This window comes from Variovorax sp. BGA-UO-ETr-C22 (assembly GCF_059567965.1).
In genome coordinates, this window is the sequence record NZ_JCAQPA010000010.1 from 906272 (window position 1) to 923300 (window position 17029).

General features: G+C 68.1%; 16 protein-coding genes and 2 tRNA genes. 11 read left to right on the top strand and 7 right to left on the bottom strand.

Annotated elements, in window-relative coordinates:
* Positions 1-3 precede the first annotated feature (3 nt).
* The 3 genes from AC57B8_RS17665 to hrcA form a co-directional block, all read right to left on the bottom strand.
* Positions 4-1131 (bottom strand): efflux RND transporter periplasmic adaptor subunit, encoded by a 1128-nt coding sequence (locus tag AC57B8_RS17665; RefSeq protein WP_496480290.1) that lies wholly within the window; start codon positions 1129-1131, stop codon positions 4-6.
* 260 nt (positions 1132-1391) lie between these two features.
* Positions 1392-1468, bottom strand: a tRNA-Ile gene (locus AC57B8_RS17670).
* Positions 1469-1503: 35 nt separating this feature from the next.
* Complete coding sequence (gene hrcA, locus AC57B8_RS17675; RefSeq protein WP_062476292.1) at positions 1504-2511, bottom strand: heat-inducible transcriptional repressor HrcA; 1008 nt, start codon at positions 2509-2511, stop codon at positions 1504-1506.
* A gap of 31 nt (positions 2512-2542) precedes the next feature.
* On the opposite strand from hrcA, the gene AC57B8_RS17680 reads away from it, so the two are divergent.
* The 3 genes from AC57B8_RS17680 to rapZ are packed head-to-tail and all read left to right on the top strand — an operon-like array spanning position 2543 to position 6043.
* The gene (locus AC57B8_RS17680; protein ID WP_062476290.1) at positions 2543-3448 is read left to right on the top strand and encodes an NAD kinase; all 906 of its coding nucleotides are present in this window, start codon (positions 2543-2545) and stop codon (positions 3446-3448) included.
* 37 nt (positions 3449-3485) lie between these two features.
* The gene (recN, locus tag AC57B8_RS17685) at positions 3486-5168 is read left to right on the top strand and encodes a DNA repair protein RecN (RefSeq protein ID WP_496480291.1); all 1683 of its coding nucleotides are present in this window, start codon (positions 3486-3488) and stop codon (positions 5166-5168) included.
* 2 nt (positions 5169-5170) lie between these two features.
* The gene (gene rapZ, locus AC57B8_RS17690; RefSeq protein ID WP_496480539.1) at positions 5171-6043 is read left to right on the top strand and encodes an RNase adapter RapZ; all 873 of its coding nucleotides are present in this window, start codon (positions 5171-5173) and stop codon (positions 6041-6043) included.
* Between the two features lie 32 nt (positions 6044-6075).
* On the opposite strand, the gene mutY is transcribed toward rapZ, so the two are convergent.
* The 3 genes from mutY to mutM form a co-directional block, all read right to left on the bottom strand.
* Positions 6076-7110 (bottom strand): A/G-specific adenine glycosylase, encoded by a 1035-nt coding sequence (gene mutY, locus AC57B8_RS17695; protein ID WP_496480540.1) that lies wholly within the window; start codon positions 7108-7110, stop codon positions 6076-6078.
* 40 nt (positions 7111-7150) lie between these two features.
* On the bottom strand, positions 7151-9124 hold the full coding sequence (locus AC57B8_RS17700; RefSeq protein WP_095949175.1) for a dynamin family protein: 1974 nt from the start codon (positions 9122-9124) through the stop codon (positions 7151-7153).
* Positions 9125-9227: 103 nt separating this feature from the next.
* A complete protein-coding gene (gene mutM / locus AC57B8_RS17705) occupies positions 9228-10043 on the bottom strand; it encodes a bifunctional DNA-formamidopyrimidine glycosylase/DNA-(apurinic or apyrimidinic site) lyase (protein ID WP_354342281.1) in 816 nt (271 codons plus the stop codon).
* A gap of 71 nt (positions 10044-10114) precedes the next feature.
* Between mutM and AC57B8_RS17710 the strand changes: the two genes are divergently transcribed.
* From AC57B8_RS17710 to AC57B8_RS17745, 8 genes are all read left to right on the top strand, one after another.
* A complete protein-coding gene (locus AC57B8_RS17710) occupies positions 10115-11971 on the top strand; it encodes a tetratricopeptide repeat protein (RefSeq protein ID WP_354342280.1) in 1857 nt (618 codons plus the stop codon).
* Positions 11972-12517: a lipoprotein insertase outer membrane protein LolB gene (locus tag AC57B8_RS17715; protein WP_496480292.1), complete on the top strand. Its 546-nt coding sequence runs from the start codon at positions 11972-11974 to the stop codon at positions 12515-12517.
* Positions 12514-13395 carry a 4-(cytidine 5'-diphospho)-2-C-methyl-D-erythritol kinase gene (gene ispE, locus AC57B8_RS17720; protein ID WP_070061996.1) on the top strand — a complete coding sequence of 294 codons (882 nt, stop codon included), beginning with the start codon at positions 12514-12516 and terminating at the stop codon, positions 13393-13395. Before AC57B8_RS17715 ends, ispE begins: the two co-directional genes overlap by 4 nt.
* 71 nt (positions 13396-13466) lie before the next feature.
* A tRNA-Gln gene (locus tag AC57B8_RS17725) sits at positions 13467-13543 on the top strand.
* A gap of 143 nt (positions 13544-13686) precedes the next feature.
* Entirely contained in the window at positions 13687-14661 is a 975-nt protein-coding gene (locus tag AC57B8_RS17730) for a ribose-phosphate pyrophosphokinase (protein ID WP_062476346.1), read from the top strand.
* Between the two features lie 86 nt (positions 14662-14747).
* Entirely contained in the window at positions 14748-15404 is a 657-nt protein-coding gene (locus AC57B8_RS17735) for a 50S ribosomal protein L25/general stress protein Ctc (RefSeq protein ID WP_062476274.1), read from the top strand.
* An 81-nt stretch (positions 15405-15485) separates the two neighbouring features.
* Positions 15486-16121, top strand: a complete 636-nt coding sequence (pth, locus tag AC57B8_RS17740) for an aminoacyl-tRNA hydrolase (protein WP_062476271.1) — start codon at positions 15486-15488, stop codon at positions 16119-16121.
* Positions 16122-16159: 38 nt separating this feature from the next.
* Positions 16160-16666 carry a hypothetical protein gene (locus AC57B8_RS17745; RefSeq protein ID WP_496480293.1) on the top strand — a complete coding sequence of 169 codons (507 nt, stop codon included), beginning with the start codon at positions 16160-16162 and terminating at the stop codon, positions 16664-16666.
* Here the strand turns inward: AC57B8_RS17745 and AC57B8_RS17750 are convergent.
* The gene (locus tag AC57B8_RS17750; protein ID WP_496480294.1) at positions 16649-16951 is read right to left on the bottom strand and encodes a YfhL family 4Fe-4S dicluster ferredoxin; all 303 of its coding nucleotides are present in this window, start codon (positions 16949-16951) and stop codon (positions 16649-16651) included. The genes AC57B8_RS17745 and AC57B8_RS17750 overlap by 18 nt on opposite strands.
* Between the last annotated feature and the right edge of the window lie 78 nt (positions 16952-17029).

Below are 17029 nucleotides of genomic sequence, written 5' to 3' on the forward strand. Positions count from 1 at the left end.
TCATTAGTCGGCCGGAGAAGGCGCAGCAGCGGACGATGCGCCCGCCGTGGACACCGGCACCGGCTTCACTTTTTCGCCGGGGCGCGCGCGCTGCAGGCCGTCGACCACCAGGCGGTCGCCCTCGCGCAGGCCCCGGGTCACGACCCAATGCTCGCCCTCGGTGCTGCGCACTTCGAGCGCGCGCAGCTCGACCTTGTTGTCGGCCGCCACCACCAGCGCGGTCGGCTCGCCCTTCTCGTTGCGGGCCACGCCGCGCTGCGGCGCCAGGATGGCCTGGCGCTCCACGCCGGACTCAACCTGCGCGCGCACGTACATGCCGGGCAGCAGCAGCCCTTGCGGGTTCGGAAATTCCGCGCGCAGCGTGACCGAACCGGTGGCCTCGTCGACGGCCACTTCGGAGAACTTCAGCGTGCCGGCATGCGGGTACGGCAAGCCGTCTTCCATGCGCAGGCTGACCTGGGTGCTGGCCGGCGCCATGTCACCCGAGATGAACCGGCGCTTGAGCTTCGTCAACGCCAGGCTCGACTGCACCACGTCGACGTAGATCGGGTCGAGCCGCTGGATCGTGGCCAGTGCCATCGCCTGGCCCGGCGCCACGAGCGCGCCTTCGGTCACGGCGGAGCGGCCGATGCGTCCCGCGATGGGCGCGGTGATGCGCGTGAAGTCGAGGTTGATGCGTGCCGCCTTCACGGCCGCCTGCGCGGCCTTCACGCCGGCTTGCGCCTGCACCAGCGCCGCCTGCGCCTCTTCGTGTTCCTGCCTGCTCACGGCGTTGGCCTTGACCAGTTCGCCGAAGCGATCGGCCTTGCCGCGCAGGCTGGCGATGGTGGCCTGCGACGTGGCCAGCGCGGCCTGCGCCTGCTCGTGCGCGGCCTCGAACGGGCCGGGCTCGATCTCGTACAGCACCTGGCCCGCGCGGACCATGCCGCCCTCTTCGAACAGTCGCTTGCGCACGATGCCGTTGACCTGTGGCCTCACCTCGGAGACGCGGTAGGCGGCCGTGCGGCCCGCGAGCTCGGTGTGCACAGCCACGTCGCTGGCGTGCAGCGCCACCACGCCGACTTCGGGCGGCGCGTCATCGGTGGTGGAAGCCTGCTTGGCGCCGCATGCAGCGAGCGCGAGCAGGGACATCGGAAGCAGGAGCTTGAAAAGCGGGGTCATGGCCATCGGGAATCGCAGTGCGGCGTGCGCAGGGATCACCCGGCTCGTTACATTTGCACTCAAATGGTGCATTCTGCCTTCGATGTTGCGTTGCAACCTGAAGGAATCCTGTGTTTGCCGTAGGTGAAATCGGCGGCGGCCGCTAACCTCGCTCGCGCCCTCGCGGCTGCAAAGAAAAAGGCCGCGCAATGCGGCCTTCATCGGAGTGTCTACAGAGGGGGAATGTGTGGTGGTAGGCCGTGAGTGGCTTGAACACTCGACCAACGGATTATGAGTCCGCTGCTCTAACCAACTGAGCTAACGGCCCACGCGGGCCCGATTCTATGCGCCGCGCGCAGCCGCTTACTTGCGGTGGCTCAGCGCGTTGCTCACCAGCCGCGACGTGATGTCGACGATCTGGATCATGCGGTCGTACGGCATGCGGGTCGGGCCGATCACGCCCAGCGTGCCCACCACCTGGCCGTCGACCTCGTAGTTGGCGCTGACGATGGACAGCTCTTCGAAGGGCACGACCTGGCTTTCGCCGCCGATGAAGATGCGCACGCCCTCGGCCTTGCTCGACACGTCGAGCAGCCGCATCAGCTGCGCCTTCTCTTCAAAAAGATCGAAGGCACGCCGCAGCTGCCCCATGTCACTGGAAAAATCGGTCACCGACAGCAGGTTGCGCTCGCCGGAAATCACGACGTCGTCGGCCTGCGCATCGGTGAGCACTTCGGAGCTGACCTGCACCGCGGCCTGCATCAGCGCGGCAATTTCACCGCGCAGCTTCTCGACCTCGGACTGCAGGCGGTCGCGCACCTGCTCGATCGTCAGGCCCGCGAAGTGCGCGTTGATGTAGTTCGAGGCTTCCACCAGCTGCGACTGTGAGTAGTCGGATTCCGGGAAGATCACGCGGTTCTGCACATCGCCGTCGGGCGAGACGATGATCACCAGCAGCCGCCGCTCCGACAGGCGCAAGAATTCGATCTGCTTGAACACCGAGACGCGCCGCGGCGCCATCACGACGCCCACGAACTGCGACAGGTTCGACAACAGGTGCGCGGCGTTGGCGATCACCTTCTGCGGCTGGTCGGCCGCCAGGCTCGGCGTGCTCATCTGCTCGCGCTGCGCGGTCAGCATGGTGTCGACGAAGAGCCGGTAGCCGCGCGTGGTCGGCACGCGTCCGGCCGAGGTGTGGGGGCTGGCAATGAGCCCCAGCGCCTCGAGGTCGGACATCACGTTGCGGATGGTCGCGGGCGAGAGATCCAGCCCCGCCGAACGCGAGAGCGTGCGCGATCCGACGGGTTGCCCATCGGCGATGTAACGCTCGACCAGCGTCTTCAACAGCAACTTGGCACGGTCGTCCAGCATTGCAAGATTTTAGTGTTGTAATTTGTGAGCTATGACCTCACGCTTTCGTCACGTCGCCCTGATCGGCAAATACCAGGCTTCCGGCGCCCGGGCGCAGGCCGATGCGCGCGACGGCGTGATGGAGGGCATCGGCGCCTTCCTCGAATCGCAGGGTTGCACGGTGTTCGTGGAGCGTTCGTCCTGCGAGGACACCGACGCCCCGCCGCACCCGCGCTACCAGGCACTGTCGGTCGAAGAAATCGGCCAGCGCTGCGACCTCGGCCTCGTGGTCGGCGGTGACGGCACCATGCTCGGCATCGGCCGGCAGCTCGCGTGCTACGGCATCCCGCTGATCGGCATCAACCGCGGGCGGCTGGGCTTCATCACCGACATCCCGCTGGACAACTACCAGGCCACGCTGATCCCGATGCTGGCCGGCGAATACGAAGAAGACCACCGCAGCCTGATGCACGCACAGGTGCTTCGCGACGAGGCCGTGGTGTTCGACGCGCTCGCGATGAACGACGTGGTGGTCAACCGCGGCGCCACCTCGGGCATGGTCGAGATGCGCGTGTCGGTGGGCCGCCATTTCGTGGCCAACCAGCGCGCCGACGGGCTGATCATCGCGTCGCCCACGGGCTCGACGGCCTATGCGCTGTCGGCCGGCGGGCCGCTGTTGCATCCGGCGGTGCCGGGCTGGGTGATGGTGCCGATCGCACCGCACACGCTGTCCAACCGCCCCGTGCTGCTGCCCGATGCCGACGAGATCGTGATCGAACTGGTGAGCGGTCGCGACGCCAGCGCCAATTTCGACATGCAGTCGCTCGCCTCGCTCGCCATCGGCGACCGCGTGGTGGTGCGCCGCTCCGACTTCCGGGTGCGCTTCCTGCACCCGCGCGGCTGGAGCTACTTCGACACGCTGCGGAAAAAACTCCATTGGAACGAAGGGGGCTCCTGAATGAAGGACCAAGCCCCCAGCTTGAGGACGAACTGAGATGGCTTTGCGACGCATCGCACTGCGCGACTTCGTGATCGTGCGGTCCCTTGAACTCGACCTGTCTGCCGGCTTCACGGTGCTGACCGGGGAAACCGGCGCCGGCAAGTCCATCCTGATCGACGCGTTGCAGCTGGCGCTGGGCAACCGCGCCGACGCCGGCGCCGTGCGCGAAGGCGCCGAGCGGCTCGACGTGAGCGCCGAATTCGACGCCGACCCGGCCCTGGCCGGCTGGCTCGACGAAGGCGGCTTCGAGGCGGGCGACGGCCTGCTGCTGCGCCGCACGGTCGATCTGCAGGGACGCAGCCGCGGCTGGATCAACGGCAGCCCCGCCACCGCCACGCAACTGCGCGAACTCGGCGACCGCCTGCTCGACATCCACGGCCAGCACGCCTGGCAGAGCCTGACCCGCCCCGAGGCCGTGCGTGGCCTGCTCGACGCCTACGCGGGCGCGCGCACCGACGCGCTCGACGCCGCCTGGCAGAGCTGGCGCCAGGCGCTCTCGGCGCTCGAGCACGCACGCTCGGCGCAAGACTCGCTGCAACGCGAGCGCGAGCGGTTGCAGTGGCAGATTTCCGAAGTCGCCAAGCTCGCGCCGGGCGCCGACGAGTGGGACGAACTCTCGGCCCACCACTCGCGCATCTCGAACGCGCAGGCCCTCATCGACGCCGCCCAAGGCGCAAGCCAGGCGCTCGAAGACGACGACAACGGCGCCCTCGCCGCCCTCACGCGCGCCGCGACGCTGCTGCAGAACTGCGAACACATCGAGCCCGAGTTCCGCACGCTGGGCGAGGTGCTGGCGTCCTGCGTGGCGCAGGCCTCTGACGCGGCCCACTCGCTGCACGGCTACCTGCGCGACACCGACACCGATCCCAAGACCCTCGCCGAACTCGACGAACGCATGGGCCTGTGGATGTCGCTCGCGCGCCGCTACAAGCGCACGCCGGCCGAGCTGCCCGCGCTGCTGGCCGGCTGGCAGGCCGAGTTGCAGGCGCTCGACGCGCAAAGCGACCTCGAAGGTCTGGAGCGCGCCGAGCAGAACACGCAACAGGCCTACATGAAGGAAGCCAAGGCCCTCGGCAAGATCCGCAAGCAGGCGGCGCCGCGCCTGGCCCAGGCGGTCACGCAGGCGATGCAGGGCCTGGGCATGCAGGGCGGGCGCTTCGACGTCGAACTACAGCCGCTGGCACAGCCCGGCCGCGCCGGCCTCGAAGAAATCTCGTTCCTGGTGGCCGGCCACGCCGGCAGCACGCCGCGCGCCATCGGCAAGGTGGCCTCGGGCGGCGAGCTCTCGCGCATCGCATTGGCCATCGCCGTGACGACCAGCGAACTGGGCGCCGCACAGACGCTGATCTTCGACGAGGTCGATGCCGGCGTGGGCGGCGCGGTGGCCGAAACCGTGGGCCGCCTCATGAAGCAGCTCGGCCGCGATCGCCAGGTGCTCGCCGTGACCCACCTGCCCCAGGTGGCGGCCTGCGCCGACCACCACCTCGTGGTCGCCAAGCGCCAGACGGCGGCGGCCGGCACGGACGGCCCGCGCACCGAAAGCGGCGTGTCGCGCCTCGCCGCCGACGACCGCGCCCGCGAAATTGCCCGCATGCTGGGCGGCGAAAAGGTGTCGGCCACCTCGCTGGCCCATGCGCGCGAAATGCTCGGCCACAAGACGCCGGCGACCGCCCCATGAACATGAACCTCGACCTCGTCCTCATCACCGGCATGTCGGGCTCCGGCAAGTCGGTGGCGCTGCACGCGCTGGAAGACGCCGGCTACTACTGCGTCGACAACCTGCCGCCCGAACTGCTCACGGCCTTCATCGCCCTGCAGCACGAGCAGCAGGCCACGCGCGTGGCGATCGCGATGGACGTGCGCAGCGGCGTGTCGCTGCCGATCGTGCCGCAGCAGCTCGAAGCGTTGCGCGCCGATGGCGTCTCGCTGCGCTCGCTGTTCCTCGACGCGACCACCGACGCGCTGCTGCGCCGCTATTCGGAAACCCGCCGGCGCCACCCGCTCTCGCGCCAGGAAAGCCGCACCGACGTGCCCGAGCAGCACCGCGTGCTGGTGCAGGCCATCGAACTCGAACGCGAGCTGCTGGCCGACCTGCGCGACGGCGCCGACGTGATCGACACCAGCCTCATCCGCCCCGCGCAGCTGCAGAGCTACATCAAGGGGCTGATCTCGGCGCCGCAGAACGCGTTGACGCTGGTGTTCGAATCGTTCGCCTTCAAGCGCGGCGTGCCGCTCGATGCCGACTACGTGTTCGACGTGCGCATGCTGCCCAACCCGCATTACGTACCGGCGCTGCGCGCGCTCACGGGCCGCGACGAGCCGGTGATCGAATGGCTGCGCGAGCACGACGAGGTGGCGCGCATGTTCGACGACATCGAGCAGTTCCTGACGCACTGGCTCGACGCGCTGGCGCGCGACCACCGCAGCTACGTGACGGTGGCCATCGGCTGCACGGGCGGGCAGCACCGGTCGGTATTCCTGGTCGAGCAGCTGGCACGCGCCTTCGGTGCGCGCTGGGGCGCACTCAAGCGCCACCGCGAACTCGACGCCTGACGGCGGCGAAGCCGGCCTACCGCCGGGGCCGTTCAGGCCTCGGCGGTTTCCAGCAGCTTGCGCATCGGGGCGGGCAGCCCCAGCCGGCTCCACTCCTGCGCCTCGACCCAGCGCGCGCCCTCGCCTTGCGGCTGGACGCCCTGCAGCAGCACGGGGTGCAGGTGCAGGTCCTTGTGGGTCAGCACGTGCACGAAGGGCGGCAGTTCCTGCGTGTCATGCGCCGCGCCCGACGGCAGGGCCGCGAGCAGGTCGTCGTGGCTGTCGAACACCGGCAGGCAATGCAGCCCCGCCCAGATGCCCTTGGCGGGCCGCTTCTCCAGCCACACGCGCCCGTGCGCGTCGCGCGCCAGCAGCACCCACAGCGACTGGGCGCTGCGCTTGAGCTTGCGCGTCTTCACCGGGTAGCGCTCGGGCGTGCCCTGGCGCAGGCCCACGCAGCTGGCGTTCACCGGGCAGATCATGCAGCTGGGCTTGCGCGGCAGGCAGACCGTGGCGCCCAGGTCCATCAGGCCCTGCGTGTAGTGCGCCACCGCCTCGCGCTGGCCGTCGGGCGGGAGCAGCTGCGTGGCGAGGTCCCACAGCGCGCGCTCCTGCGCCGCCGACGACATGTCGCCGTCGAAGCCGAGCACGCGCGTCAGCACGCGCTTCACGTTGCCGTCGAGGATGGCCACGCGCTCGCCGAAACAGAACGCCGCGATGGCCGCAGCCGTCGAACGACCGATGCCGGGCAGGGTCACGAGTTCGGCGGCGGTGTGCGGAAAGGCGCCGCCGAAGCGCGCGACCACCTCCTGCGCGCAACGATGCATGTTGCGCGCGCGGCTGTAGTAGCCCAGCCCGCTCCACAGGCCGAACACCTCGTCCTCGGTGCCGGCGGCCAGCGCCGCCACGTCGGGAAAACGTTCGAGAAAGCGTGCGAAGTAGCCCAACACGGTCGTGACCTGGGTCTGCTGGAGCATCACTTCCGAGAGCCAGACGCGGTACGGATCGCGCGTGTTCTGCCACGGAAGCTCACTGCGCCCGTGGCTGCGCTGCCAGCGCACGATCTGTGCGGCGAATTCGGGAGGCAGCGGCGGAGGTGGGGAGACGGCCGCCCGCGCGGCGGTGCGCTCAGGCCGCACGCAGTTGCTCGCCCGCGATGGCGGCGGCCGCGACAGGCGGCTGGCTGCCGTGCTGCGCGATCAGCGAGGTGAACTCATGCAGGCGCTCCTGCAATGCGGCCAGGTGGCTTTCTTGCGCGGCGATCTCGGCCAGCCGGTCGTCGAGGCTGCCCGCGGCGTTCTGGATGCGTTCGATCGCCTCGATGCGCTTGCTGAAATTGCGGCGGCGCTCCTTGAGCTGCGCATCGATCTGCGCGCTGGCGCCCTTGCTCCAGCGCTCGACCTCGGTCATGGCGGCTTCGTTGACGAGCCGCAGCCGGCTGGCCAGTGCGCGCACCAGCTTGTCGCAGAAGTCGGCCTGCGCGAGCTTGATCAGGTTGCCCACGCCCAGGTAGTGGATGTGGCTGCGCTCGATCTGGCCCAGCTCCTGCTCGAAGCCGCTCAGGTCGGGCTCGGCCGGCGCCTGCAGCGTGAAGCCCTGCTCGGCGTTGAGCTGGCGGAAGGTGGCGTGCAGCATCGACTGGATCTCGGCCGTGGTCGCCTGCACTTCGCGCAGGTTGTTGCGCAGCGCATCGAAGGTTTCGCCGTACACCTTGCGCACGTTGAACTTGACGCCGGGGCGCTTGAGCGCCGCGGCCAGCTTGACCATGTCGGCCTTGAGCGCCGTGCGCCCGAGCACCGCGTACACCTCGCGCAGCAGCTTGCCCTGCACCGAGCGCAGCGCCAGGATGCGGGTGTTGCTGCCCTCGAATTCGGCATGTTCCTGGTCGATGCGCGCACGCATGTGGCGGATCACCGACACGTTCTTGCCGCGCAGGCCCTGCAGCTCCAGCGCCTGCTCCGACAGGTCGCGCTGGCGCACCTTCAGCAGGCGCTCGGCCTCGGTGCGCAGCGCGGTCATGCCGGCGTCGACCGCGAGTCGCAGCATGGTTTCGCGCTTGCCGAGCACGCCTTCGCCGAGCAGCGCCTCGAGCGCCGGCAGCCGGCTGGCGTCGAGCAGGGCCGCGTCGTGGCCGATCTTGGCCTGCAGGCCCTTCTGCGCCGACACCGGCAGCACCTGTGCCAGCGGCACTTCGAGCAGCCGGGCCGCGCCTTCGCGCTGGCGCTCGATCTGTTGCGCGATCTGCGCCGGGGTGCTCAGCGTGTCCCACAGCGTGTCGATCTTGTTGAGCACCACGAAGCGCGTGTCGTGGCTGTCGTCGCCGGTGATCAGGTGCTCGCGCCAGATGGACAGGTCGGAACGGGTCACGCCGGTTTCGGCGCCCAGGATGAAGACCACGGCATGCGCCTGCGGGATCAGGCTCACGGTGAGTTCGGGCTCGGCGCCGATCGCGTTCAGGCCGGGCGTGTCGAGGATCACCAGCCCCTGCTCCAGCAGCGGGTGCGGCATGTTCAGCACCGCATGGCGCCAGCGCGGAATCTCGACGCGGCCTTCGGCGTCCTGCACCGGGTTGTCATCGGGCGTCTCGGGGTTCCAGAAGCCGAGCGCGCGGGCTTCGTCCTTGCTCACCCAGCGGACTTCGGCCACCTTGCCCATGGCGCGGGCCAGTTGCTCGGCGTCGCCCACCTCGATGGGCAACTCGGTCCAGCGCGTGGGCCGCTCGCGCCAGTGGGCGAGCGAGTGCGGTTCCAGGCGGGTTTCGATGGGCAGCAGGCGCAGCTTGGGCGCCAGGGCGGCGTCGTAGCCCAGCTCGGTCGGGCACATCGTGGTGCGCCCGGCGCTGGCCGGCATGATCCGCCGGCCGTAGCCGGCAAAGAAGATCGCGTTGATCAGCTCCGACTTGCCGCGCGAGAACTCGGCCACGAAGGCCACCATGACCTTGCTGGTGCGGATCTGGTCTTCGAGGGCGCGCAGCCGTTCGGCCACGGCCTGGTCGAGCAACTCGTTGTCGGTCAGCCAACGGGACAGCCACTGAAGGCGGCGGGCGAAGTTGCTCCGCCAGGCGCCGTGCTGATCGAGCTGTTGGTTGAAAGAGCGGCTCAAGGGAAAGATGTAAGTAAGAATTTACAAATATAACATCGCCACATGGCGAACGGGGTACCGGCAGGAGTTTGCCCCGAAGCAGCCGCCACGGGGCGTGCCTTCCCTAGGATTTCTGGCAATGGGGGCAGTAATAAGTAGAGCGCTGCCCCTGTTTCAACAGCCGGATCGGCGTGCCGCACACCCGGCACGGCTCGCCCGCGCGGCCGTAGACGGTCGCTTCGAGCTGGAAGTAGCCGCTTTGCCCATCCACGTTCGAGAAGTCGCGCAGGGTGCTGCCGCCCTTCTCCACCGCCCGCGCCAGGATGTCGCGCACCGCCGCATGCAGCTTCGCCGCGCGCGGCCGGCTGATGCGCGCCGCCGACAGGGTCGGCCGGATGCCGGCCATGAACAGCGCCTCCGACGCGTAGATGTTGCCCACGCCCACCACCACGTCGCCCGCGAGCAGCACCTGCTTGATGGCCGTGCGGCGTTTCTTCAGTCCGGCATGGAAGGCGTCGAGGTCGAAGGCATCGCCCAGCGGCTCCATGCCCAGCCCGCCGAGCAGCTTCAGCGCCCAGGGCGCCTCTTCATCGTCCACGTAGACCACGGCACCGAAGCGGCGCGGGTCGTTCAGCCGCAGGGTGCCAAGCTCGGTGACGAGGTCGAAGTGGTCGTGCACGCCGGGTTCCGGCAGGTGGATGTCGAAACGCAGGCTGCCCGACATGCCCAGGTGCAGCAGCAGCAGCCCGCGGTCCAGGTCGATCAGCAGGTACTTGCCGCGACGGCGCACCTCGCGCACGCGGCGCCCGACCAGCGCCTGCGGCACCACCATCAGCGCCCAGCGCAGCGGCTTGCCGATGCGCACGGACTCGATGCGCGCACCGGCGATGCGGTCGGCAAAGCCGCGTCGGGTGACTTCGACTTCGGGTAGTTCAGGCATGAAAAGTAAAACTCCGGCAGCGACGAAGCCCCATGCGGCGCTCGTTCAAATGGCTGGATTATTATGGTCAGATGAACCCATCGCCCCGCCGTCACCGCCTTGCGGCGGCCGCGTCTCTCGTGCTGCTTGCCTACACAACGCACGCACAGTCTCTTGAACCCACCGCCGCCGGCAACCCGCCTCCCGCCATCGAGCGCACGGCGCCGCCGAAGCCGCCGGTGCGCCCCCGGACGACCCCTGCCGCCGCCAAGCCGGCCGCCGAAGCCGCGCAGCCGTCGGCGCTGACGGCCGACCTGTTCTACGAAATCCTCATGGGCGAGATCACCGCCCGCTCCGGCGACCCCGGCTCCGGCTATTCGCTGGTGCTCGACGCCGCCCGGCGCCTGCGCGACGGCAAGCTGTTCCAGCGCGCAGTCGAAATCGCGCTGCAATCGCGCTCCGGCGACGCCGCCATTTCCGCGGCACGCGCCTGGCAGGAAGCACTGCCCAATTCGCGCGATGCCCGGCGCATCGAGCTGCAGATCCTGATCGCGCTGAACCGCATCAGCGAAACCGTCGAACCGCTGCGCGCCGAAGTGGCCGCCACCTCGCAGATCGAGCGCCCCCTGCTGATGGCGGTGATCGCACGCACCTACGGCCGCGCCGCCGACAAGAAGCTGGCCGCCTCGGTGGTCGAGCAGGCGCTGGTCGACGAACTCAAGAGCCCCACGACCGGCGGACTGGCCTGGGCCACCGTGGGCCGGCTGCGCCTGAACGCCGGCGACCCCTCGGGGGCGCTGGATGCCGCGCGCAAGGGACAGGCCATCGATCCGTCGTCCGAGGCGCCCTCGGCGCTGGCGCTCGAACTCATCGATCCCGGCCAGCCGCTGGCCGAGCCGATCGTCACGCGCTACCTCGCGAACAACCCCAAGGCCTCGCCCGACCTGCGCATCGCGTACGCACGCACGCTGGTCGAGAACCGCCGCTTCAGCGACGCCAGCACGCAGCTGCAGACCCTGACCGCCGCGCGCCCCGAGCTGGCGGAGCCCTGGCTGCTGCTCGGCAGCCTGCAGATGCAGGCCCGCCAGGAAGCGGCGGCCGAAACCTCGCTCAAGCGCTACGTCGACCTGATGACGGCGCCGGGCCAGAGCCAGGACGCCGGTGACGTCGCGGACCGCAAGCGCGGGCTGACGCAGGCGTACCTCGTGCTCTCGCAGCTGGCGGAACGGCGCAAGGATTTCCAGGCGGCCGACCGCTGGATCACGCGCATCGACAGCACTGACAACCAGAGCGCCATCCAGGGCCGCCGCGCCAGCCTGCTCGCGAAGCAGGGCAAGCTGCCCCAGGCCCGCGAGCTGCTGCGCGCGCTGCCCGAGCGCACGGCGGAGGAACGCAAGCAGAAACTGCTGGCCGAAACCCAGCTGCTGCGCGAAGCCAAGCAATACCAGGCCGCCTACGACCTGCTGGCCCAGGCCTCGGCCGCCGCGCCGGACGACGGCGACCTCGTCTACGACCAGGCCATGATGGCCGAGAAGCTCAATCGCCTGGACGACATGGAGCGGCTGCTGCGCCGCCTCATGACGCTCAAGCCCGAGAGCCAGAACGCGTACAACGCGCTGGGCTACTCCTTCGCCGATCGCAAGATCCGGCTCGACGAGGCCCGCACGCTCATCCAGAAGGCGGTGCAGCTCGCGCCCGAAGACCCGTTCATTGCCGACAGCCTGGGCTGGGTCGAGTTCCGGCTCGGCAACACGGCGGAGGCGATCCGCATCCTCGAGGCGGCCTACAAGACGCGGCCCGACCCCGAGATCGGCGCGCATTTCGGCGAAGTCCTGTGGTCGGTCGGCCAGAAGGACCGCGCGGTCGCGATCTGGAAAGAATCGCTGCTGACGGACGCCGAAAACGAGACGCTGCAGGAAACCCTCAAGCGCCTGCGCGTCAAACCCTGAATGGCATCGATCACGCACACGGCTCCCGCGCGGGGCGATGGGTCCTTCACCCGCCGCGCGGCGCTCGGCGCGGGCGGCAGCGCACTGCTGCTGTGGCTCTCGGGCTGCGCCCAGCTCTCGGGCGGCACCGCTGCCGCGCCCGGACGTTCGGCCAGCTGGAGCGGGCGCATGTCGCTGCGCATCGACAGCGAACCGGTCCAGACCTTTGCCGCCCTGTTCGAGCTGCGCGGCTCGGCCGAAACCGGCGACCTGACACTGACCACGCCCATCGGCAGCACGCTGGCCCAGCTGCACTGGGCGCCGGGTGAAGCCCTGCTGAAGAACGGCAGCGAGACCCGCCGCTACGACTCCGTCGACGCACTGATCGAAGCCGCCACCGGCGCCGCCATTCCGGTAGGCGCCCTGTTCGGCTGGCTCGACGGCCGCGCCGATCCCGTGCCCGGCTGGCGCGCCGACCTGGGCCAGCTGTCGAACGGCCGCCTGCAGGCCACCCGCGAATCTCCGGCGCCTCGGGCCGACCTGCGCATCGTGTTCGAACGCTCATGAAGGCGATCTACGATCTTCCCGCGCCGGCCAAGCTGAATCTGTTCCTGCACATCACCGGGCGGCGCGACGACGGCTACCACCTGCTGCAGTCGGTCTTCATGCTGATCGACTGGTGCGACACGCTGCACGTCGAGCTGCGCAACGATGGCCAACTGAGCCGCGAAGACCTCACCACGCCGCTGCCGGCCGACGATCTCGTGCTGCGCGCCGCCCGTGCGCTGCAGGCGCACGCCGCGCCCGGCCAAGGCGCGCACATCGGCATCGCCAAGCATGTGCCGGCCCAGGCGGGCATGGGCGGAGGGTCGTCGGACGCGGCCACCTGCCTGCTCGCGCTCAACCGCCTCTGGAACCTGAACCTGCCGCTGTCGCGCCTGGCGCAGATCGGGCTGAAGCTCGGTGCGGATGTGCCTTTCTTCCTCGGCGGACGCAACGCCTGGGTCGAGGGCATCGGCGAGGAAATCACCCCCGTGAACCTGCCGCCAGCACGCTTCGTGGTGGCCAAGCCACCCGAGGGGCTCGATACCCGATTAATTTTTTCTGCGGATGATTTGGAACGGGCAACTCCTGTTGCTATAATCTCAGGCTTTGCTGCAGATAGCGAACAGCTAGAAGCCACAAACCTCGGCAACGGGGTTTACGACTTCGGTCACAACGACCTGCAGCCGGTTGCCCAACGGCTTTGCCCCGCAGTCACCGACGCCATCGAATGGCTCGGACTGCAAGGATTGAAGGCCCGGATGACCGGCTCCGGAAGTTCGGTGTTCGCGAAGATGCCGCAATTGCCGCAGGAAGCGGAACTGCTCGAAGCCCCCCGGGGATGGCAGGTTCGACAATGCGACAATCTGGCAGTTCATCCACTCTGGGGATGGGCAGCCTGAAGAGATAATCGGAACGCTCTGCGGTTCGATGCGACATATATCGGTGGGTGGTGCAAACCATCAACCTGTGTAGGGGAGTCGCCAAGCTGGTTAAGGCACTGGATTTTGATTCCAGCATGCAAAGGTTCGAATCCTTTCTCCCCTGCCAAATCTCTCAAACTGCGGCCTGATGGCCGCAGTGCTTCTTTTGCAGTCCACCGGCTGCAATAATCGGCGGCCCACACAGGCCGCCACGACTCGAAACCTTTGGCGGCTTTCCCGCAAGCCCATTTGCACTGCCCGGACGCGCTCATGCAGGCCAATCACCCTGACTTTTTGGTTTTCACCGGCAACGCCAATCCCGGCCTTGCTGCAGAAATCGCGCACAACCTCGGCACCTCGCTGGGCGCCGCACGCGTCGGTCGCTTCTCCGACGGCGAAGTCACCGTCGAGATCAACCAGAACGTTCGTGCCCGTGACGTGTTCGTGGTGCAGTCGACCTGCGCGCCGACCAACGAAAACCTGATGGAACTGCTGATCATGGTCGACGCGCTCAAGCGCGCTTCGGCCGAGCGGATCAGCGCCGTGATTCCCTACTTCGGCTACGCCCGCCAGGACCGCCGCCCGCGCTCGAGCCGCGTGCCGATCTCGGCCAAGGTGGTCGCCAACCTGCTGGAAACCGTGGGCGTCGAGCGCGTGCTCACCATGGACCTGCACGCCGACCAGATCCAGGGCTTCTTCGACATTCCGGTCGACAACATCTACGCCTCGCCCGTGCTGCTGGGCGACCTGCGCCAGAAGAACTACGAAGACCTGATCGTGGTCTCGCCCGACGTCGGCGGCGTGGTGCGCGCCCGTGCGCTGGCCAAGCAACTGAACTGCGACCTCGCCATCATCGACAAGCGCCGCCCGAAGGCCAACGTCAGCGAAGTCATGAACGTGATCGGCGAGATCGACGGCCGCAACTGCGTGATCATGGACGACATGATCGACACGGCCGGCACGCTGGTCAAAGCGGCCGAAGTGCTGAAAGAGCGCGGCGCCAAGAGCGTGTACGCCTACTGCACGCACCCGATCTTCTCGGGCCCGGCCATCGAACGCCTCTCCAAGGGCACGGCCCTGGACGAAGTGGTCGTCACCAACACCATCCCTCTTTCCGACGCGGCCGTCGCGTGCGGAAAGATCCGCCAGCTCTCCGTGGCACCGCTGATCGCCGAAACGATCCAGCGCATTGCCAAGGGCGAGTCGGTGATGAGTTTGTTCTCGGACCAGGACAACCTGTTCTGAGCTGAGAGCGAAAAAGCAGGCCTCCTTCGGAGGCCTTTTTGAACCGGAGTCGCACTGGTCGCGGTGGACTCTCACAGGAGCTAGTTATGAAATTCGTCGCTTATGAGCGCGCAAAGCAGGGCACGGGTGCGAGCCGCCGTCTCCGCATCACGGGCAAGACCCCGGGCATCGTCTACGGTGGTGACACCCAGCCGCAACTGATCGAAATCGATCACAACGCGCTGTGGCACGCCCTGAAGAAGGAAGCCTTCCACTCGTCGATCCTCGAAATGGACCTCGCCGGCGCCGTCACCAAGGTGCTGCTGCGCGACGTGCAATACCACCCGTTCCGCCAGCTGGTGCAACACATCGACTTCCAACGCGTCGATGCCAAGACCCGCATGAACATGAAGGTGCCGCTTCACTTCAAGGGTGAAGAAGAGTCCGACGCCGTCAAGCTGGATCACAACCTCGTGAACCACGTGATGACCGAGCTGGAAATCAACTGCCTGCCCAGCGATCTGCCTGAATTCATCGAGATCGACCTCTCGGGCCTGAAGAAGAACGCCACGCTGCACGTCAACGACATCAAGCTGCCCAAGGGCGTGAAGTTCGTGAGCCACGGCAAGACCAACCCCGTCATCGTGTCGGCCGTGCCGCCGCTGGTCTCGGAAGAGCCCGCACCCGCCGCCGAAGGCGCTGCTGCCGAAGGCGCTGCTGCTGCCGCTGGCAAGCCCGCCGCCAAGACGGCCAAGAAGAAGTAATCCTCTTTCTTTCCGTCCGCGAACAGAAGGCCCGCCTCGTGCGGGCCTTTTGCTTTGTGGGGCGGCGAGATAATTCGCGCCATGATCAAGCTGTTTGTCGGCCTCGGAAACCCGGGCCCTGAGTACGAAGCCACGCGCCACAACGCCGGCTTCTGGTGGATCGACGCCCTCGCGCGCGACTGGAAGCTCAACCTCGTGCCCGAGCGCGGCTACCACGGCCTTGCGGCACGCGCGAACATCGGCGGCCAGAGCATCTGGCTGCTGGAGCCGCAGACCTTCATGAACCTGTCGGGCAAGTCGGTGGGCGCACTGGCGCGCTTCTTCAAGATCGCGCCCGAAGAAATCCTCGTGGTGCACGACGAACTCGACGTGGTGCCCGGCCAGGCCAAGCTCAAGTTCGGCGGCAGCCACGCGGGCCACAACGGCCTGCGCGACATCCATGCCCAGCTCGGCACCGGCGACTACTGGCGCCTGCGCCTGGGCATCGGCCATCCCGGCGTGAAGTCGGAGGTGGTCAACTGGGTGCTCAAGAAGCCGCTCAAGGAACAACGTGAAGCGATCGAAGACGCCATCGTGCGCACCTTGCATGCCGCCCCCGCGCTGGTGGCCGGCGAGATGGAAAAAGCCACGCTGATGATTCACACGAGCAAACCGCCGCGGCCCAAGCCGCCGAGGCGGGAGCCCGGCGACGGAGGCACGACGCCTGCCGCCACCTAGCCGGCCACGGGAGTGCAGGGAGGGAGAGCAAACAAAAAATGAGAAAAAGAAGAACGACGACGAAGAACAAGAAGACAGCAGGCACAGCGGCAATTGCTATATTTTCAATAGCACTGTCCGCCGCCTGCATGGGCGCCTCAGCCCAGACTTGGCGATGCGGCAACACCTACTCTGACCAGCCGTGCGAAGGCGGGCGGACCGTGAAGGTGGACGACCGGCGCAGCGATGCGGACCGCAGGGCGTCGGAAGATGCCACGCGCCACAACGAACACAGCGCAGGTCGGCTGGCACGCAACCGGGAGTCGCAGGCGCGGGAGGCGCTCGGCCGGCGCAGTCCCACGACCTTCGATGCGGGGCGCTTTGCCTCGGGCGCGCAACCGCTCACGCCCGCCGAACAGGCCGCCCAGGCCCGCCAGCGCAAACACACGGCCGAGCCCCGCCCGACGAGCGCGCGCTTCAACAGTCCTTCGACCGGCGACGAGGCGCCGAAGGACACAGGCAAGAAGAAAAAGAAGAAGAAACCCGGCTCAGAGGGCGCCGGCTGACGACGACGGCGAGGCGGCATCCGAAGACGGCGCTGCCTTGTCCGCAGTGAGGCGCACGTACTTCTGCATCAGCGTCTCGCGGGTCTCCACATGGTCCGGGTTCACCGGGATGCAGGCCACCGGGCAGATCTGCACGCACTGCGGCTCGTCGAAGTGGCCGACGCACTCGGTGCACTTGTGCGGGTCGATCTCGTAGAACTCGGCGCCCATGTAGATCGCATCGTTCGGGCACTCGGGCTCGCAGACATCGCAGTTGATGCATTCGTCGGTGATCATGAGGGCCATCCCCCGATTATCGGCGGACCGGACGAAGGCCTCCCAGCAGACCCTGCGGAGCCCTCGCCGGCGTCAGGGCGGTCCGGC

What these genes read in the sequence shown, in the direction of transcription:
- AC57B8_RS17665 (WP_496480290.1), bottom strand. Translation starts at nt 1,131, where the DNA reads ATGTCCCTGCTCGCGCTCGCTGCATGCGGCGCCAAGCAGGCTTCCACC.
- hrcA (WP_062476292.1), bottom strand. Translation starts at nt 2,511, where the DNA reads ATGCTGGACGACCGTGCCAAGTTGCTGTTGAAGACGCTGGTCGAGCGT.
- AC57B8_RS17680 (WP_062476290.1), top strand. Translation starts at nt 2,543, where the DNA reads ATGACCTCACGCTTTCGTCACGTCGCCCTGATCGGCAAATACCAGGCT.
- recN (WP_496480291.1), top strand. Translation starts at nt 3,486, where the DNA reads ATGGCTTTGCGACGCATCGCACTGCGCGACTTCGTGATCGTGCGGTCC.
- rapZ (WP_496480539.1), top strand. Translation starts at nt 5,171, where the DNA reads ATGAACCTCGACCTCGTCCTCATCACCGGCATGTCGGGCTCCGGCAAG.
- mutM (WP_354342281.1), bottom strand. Translation starts at nt 10,043, where the DNA reads ATGCCTGAACTACCCGAAGTCGAAGTCACCCGACGCGGCTTTGCCGAC.
- AC57B8_RS17710 (WP_354342280.1), top strand. Translation starts at nt 10,115, where the DNA reads ATGAACCCATCGCCCCGCCGTCACCGCCTTGCGGCGGCCGCGTCTCTC.
- AC57B8_RS17715 (WP_496480292.1), top strand. Translation starts at nt 11,972, where the DNA reads ATGGCATCGATCACGCACACGGCTCCCGCGCGGGGCGATGGGTCCTTC.
- ispE (WP_070061996.1), top strand. Translation starts at nt 12,514, where the DNA reads ATGAAGGCGATCTACGATCTTCCCGCGCCGGCCAAGCTGAATCTGTTC.
- AC57B8_RS17730 (WP_062476346.1), top strand. Translation starts at nt 13,687, where the DNA reads ATGCAGGCCAATCACCCTGACTTTTTGGTTTTCACCGGCAACGCCAAT.
- AC57B8_RS17735 (WP_062476274.1), top strand. Translation starts at nt 14,748, where the DNA reads ATGAAATTCGTCGCTTATGAGCGCGCAAAGCAGGGCACGGGTGCGAGC.
- pth (WP_062476271.1), top strand. Translation starts at nt 15,486, where the DNA reads ATGATCAAGCTGTTTGTCGGCCTCGGAAACCCGGGCCCTGAGTACGAA.
- AC57B8_RS17745 (WP_496480293.1), top strand. Translation starts at nt 16,160, where the DNA reads ATGAGAAAAAGAAGAACGACGACGAAGAACAAGAAGACAGCAGGCACA.
- AC57B8_RS17750 (WP_496480294.1), bottom strand. Translation starts at nt 16,951, where the DNA reads ATGGCCCTCATGATCACCGACGAATGCATCAACTGCGATGTCTGCGAG.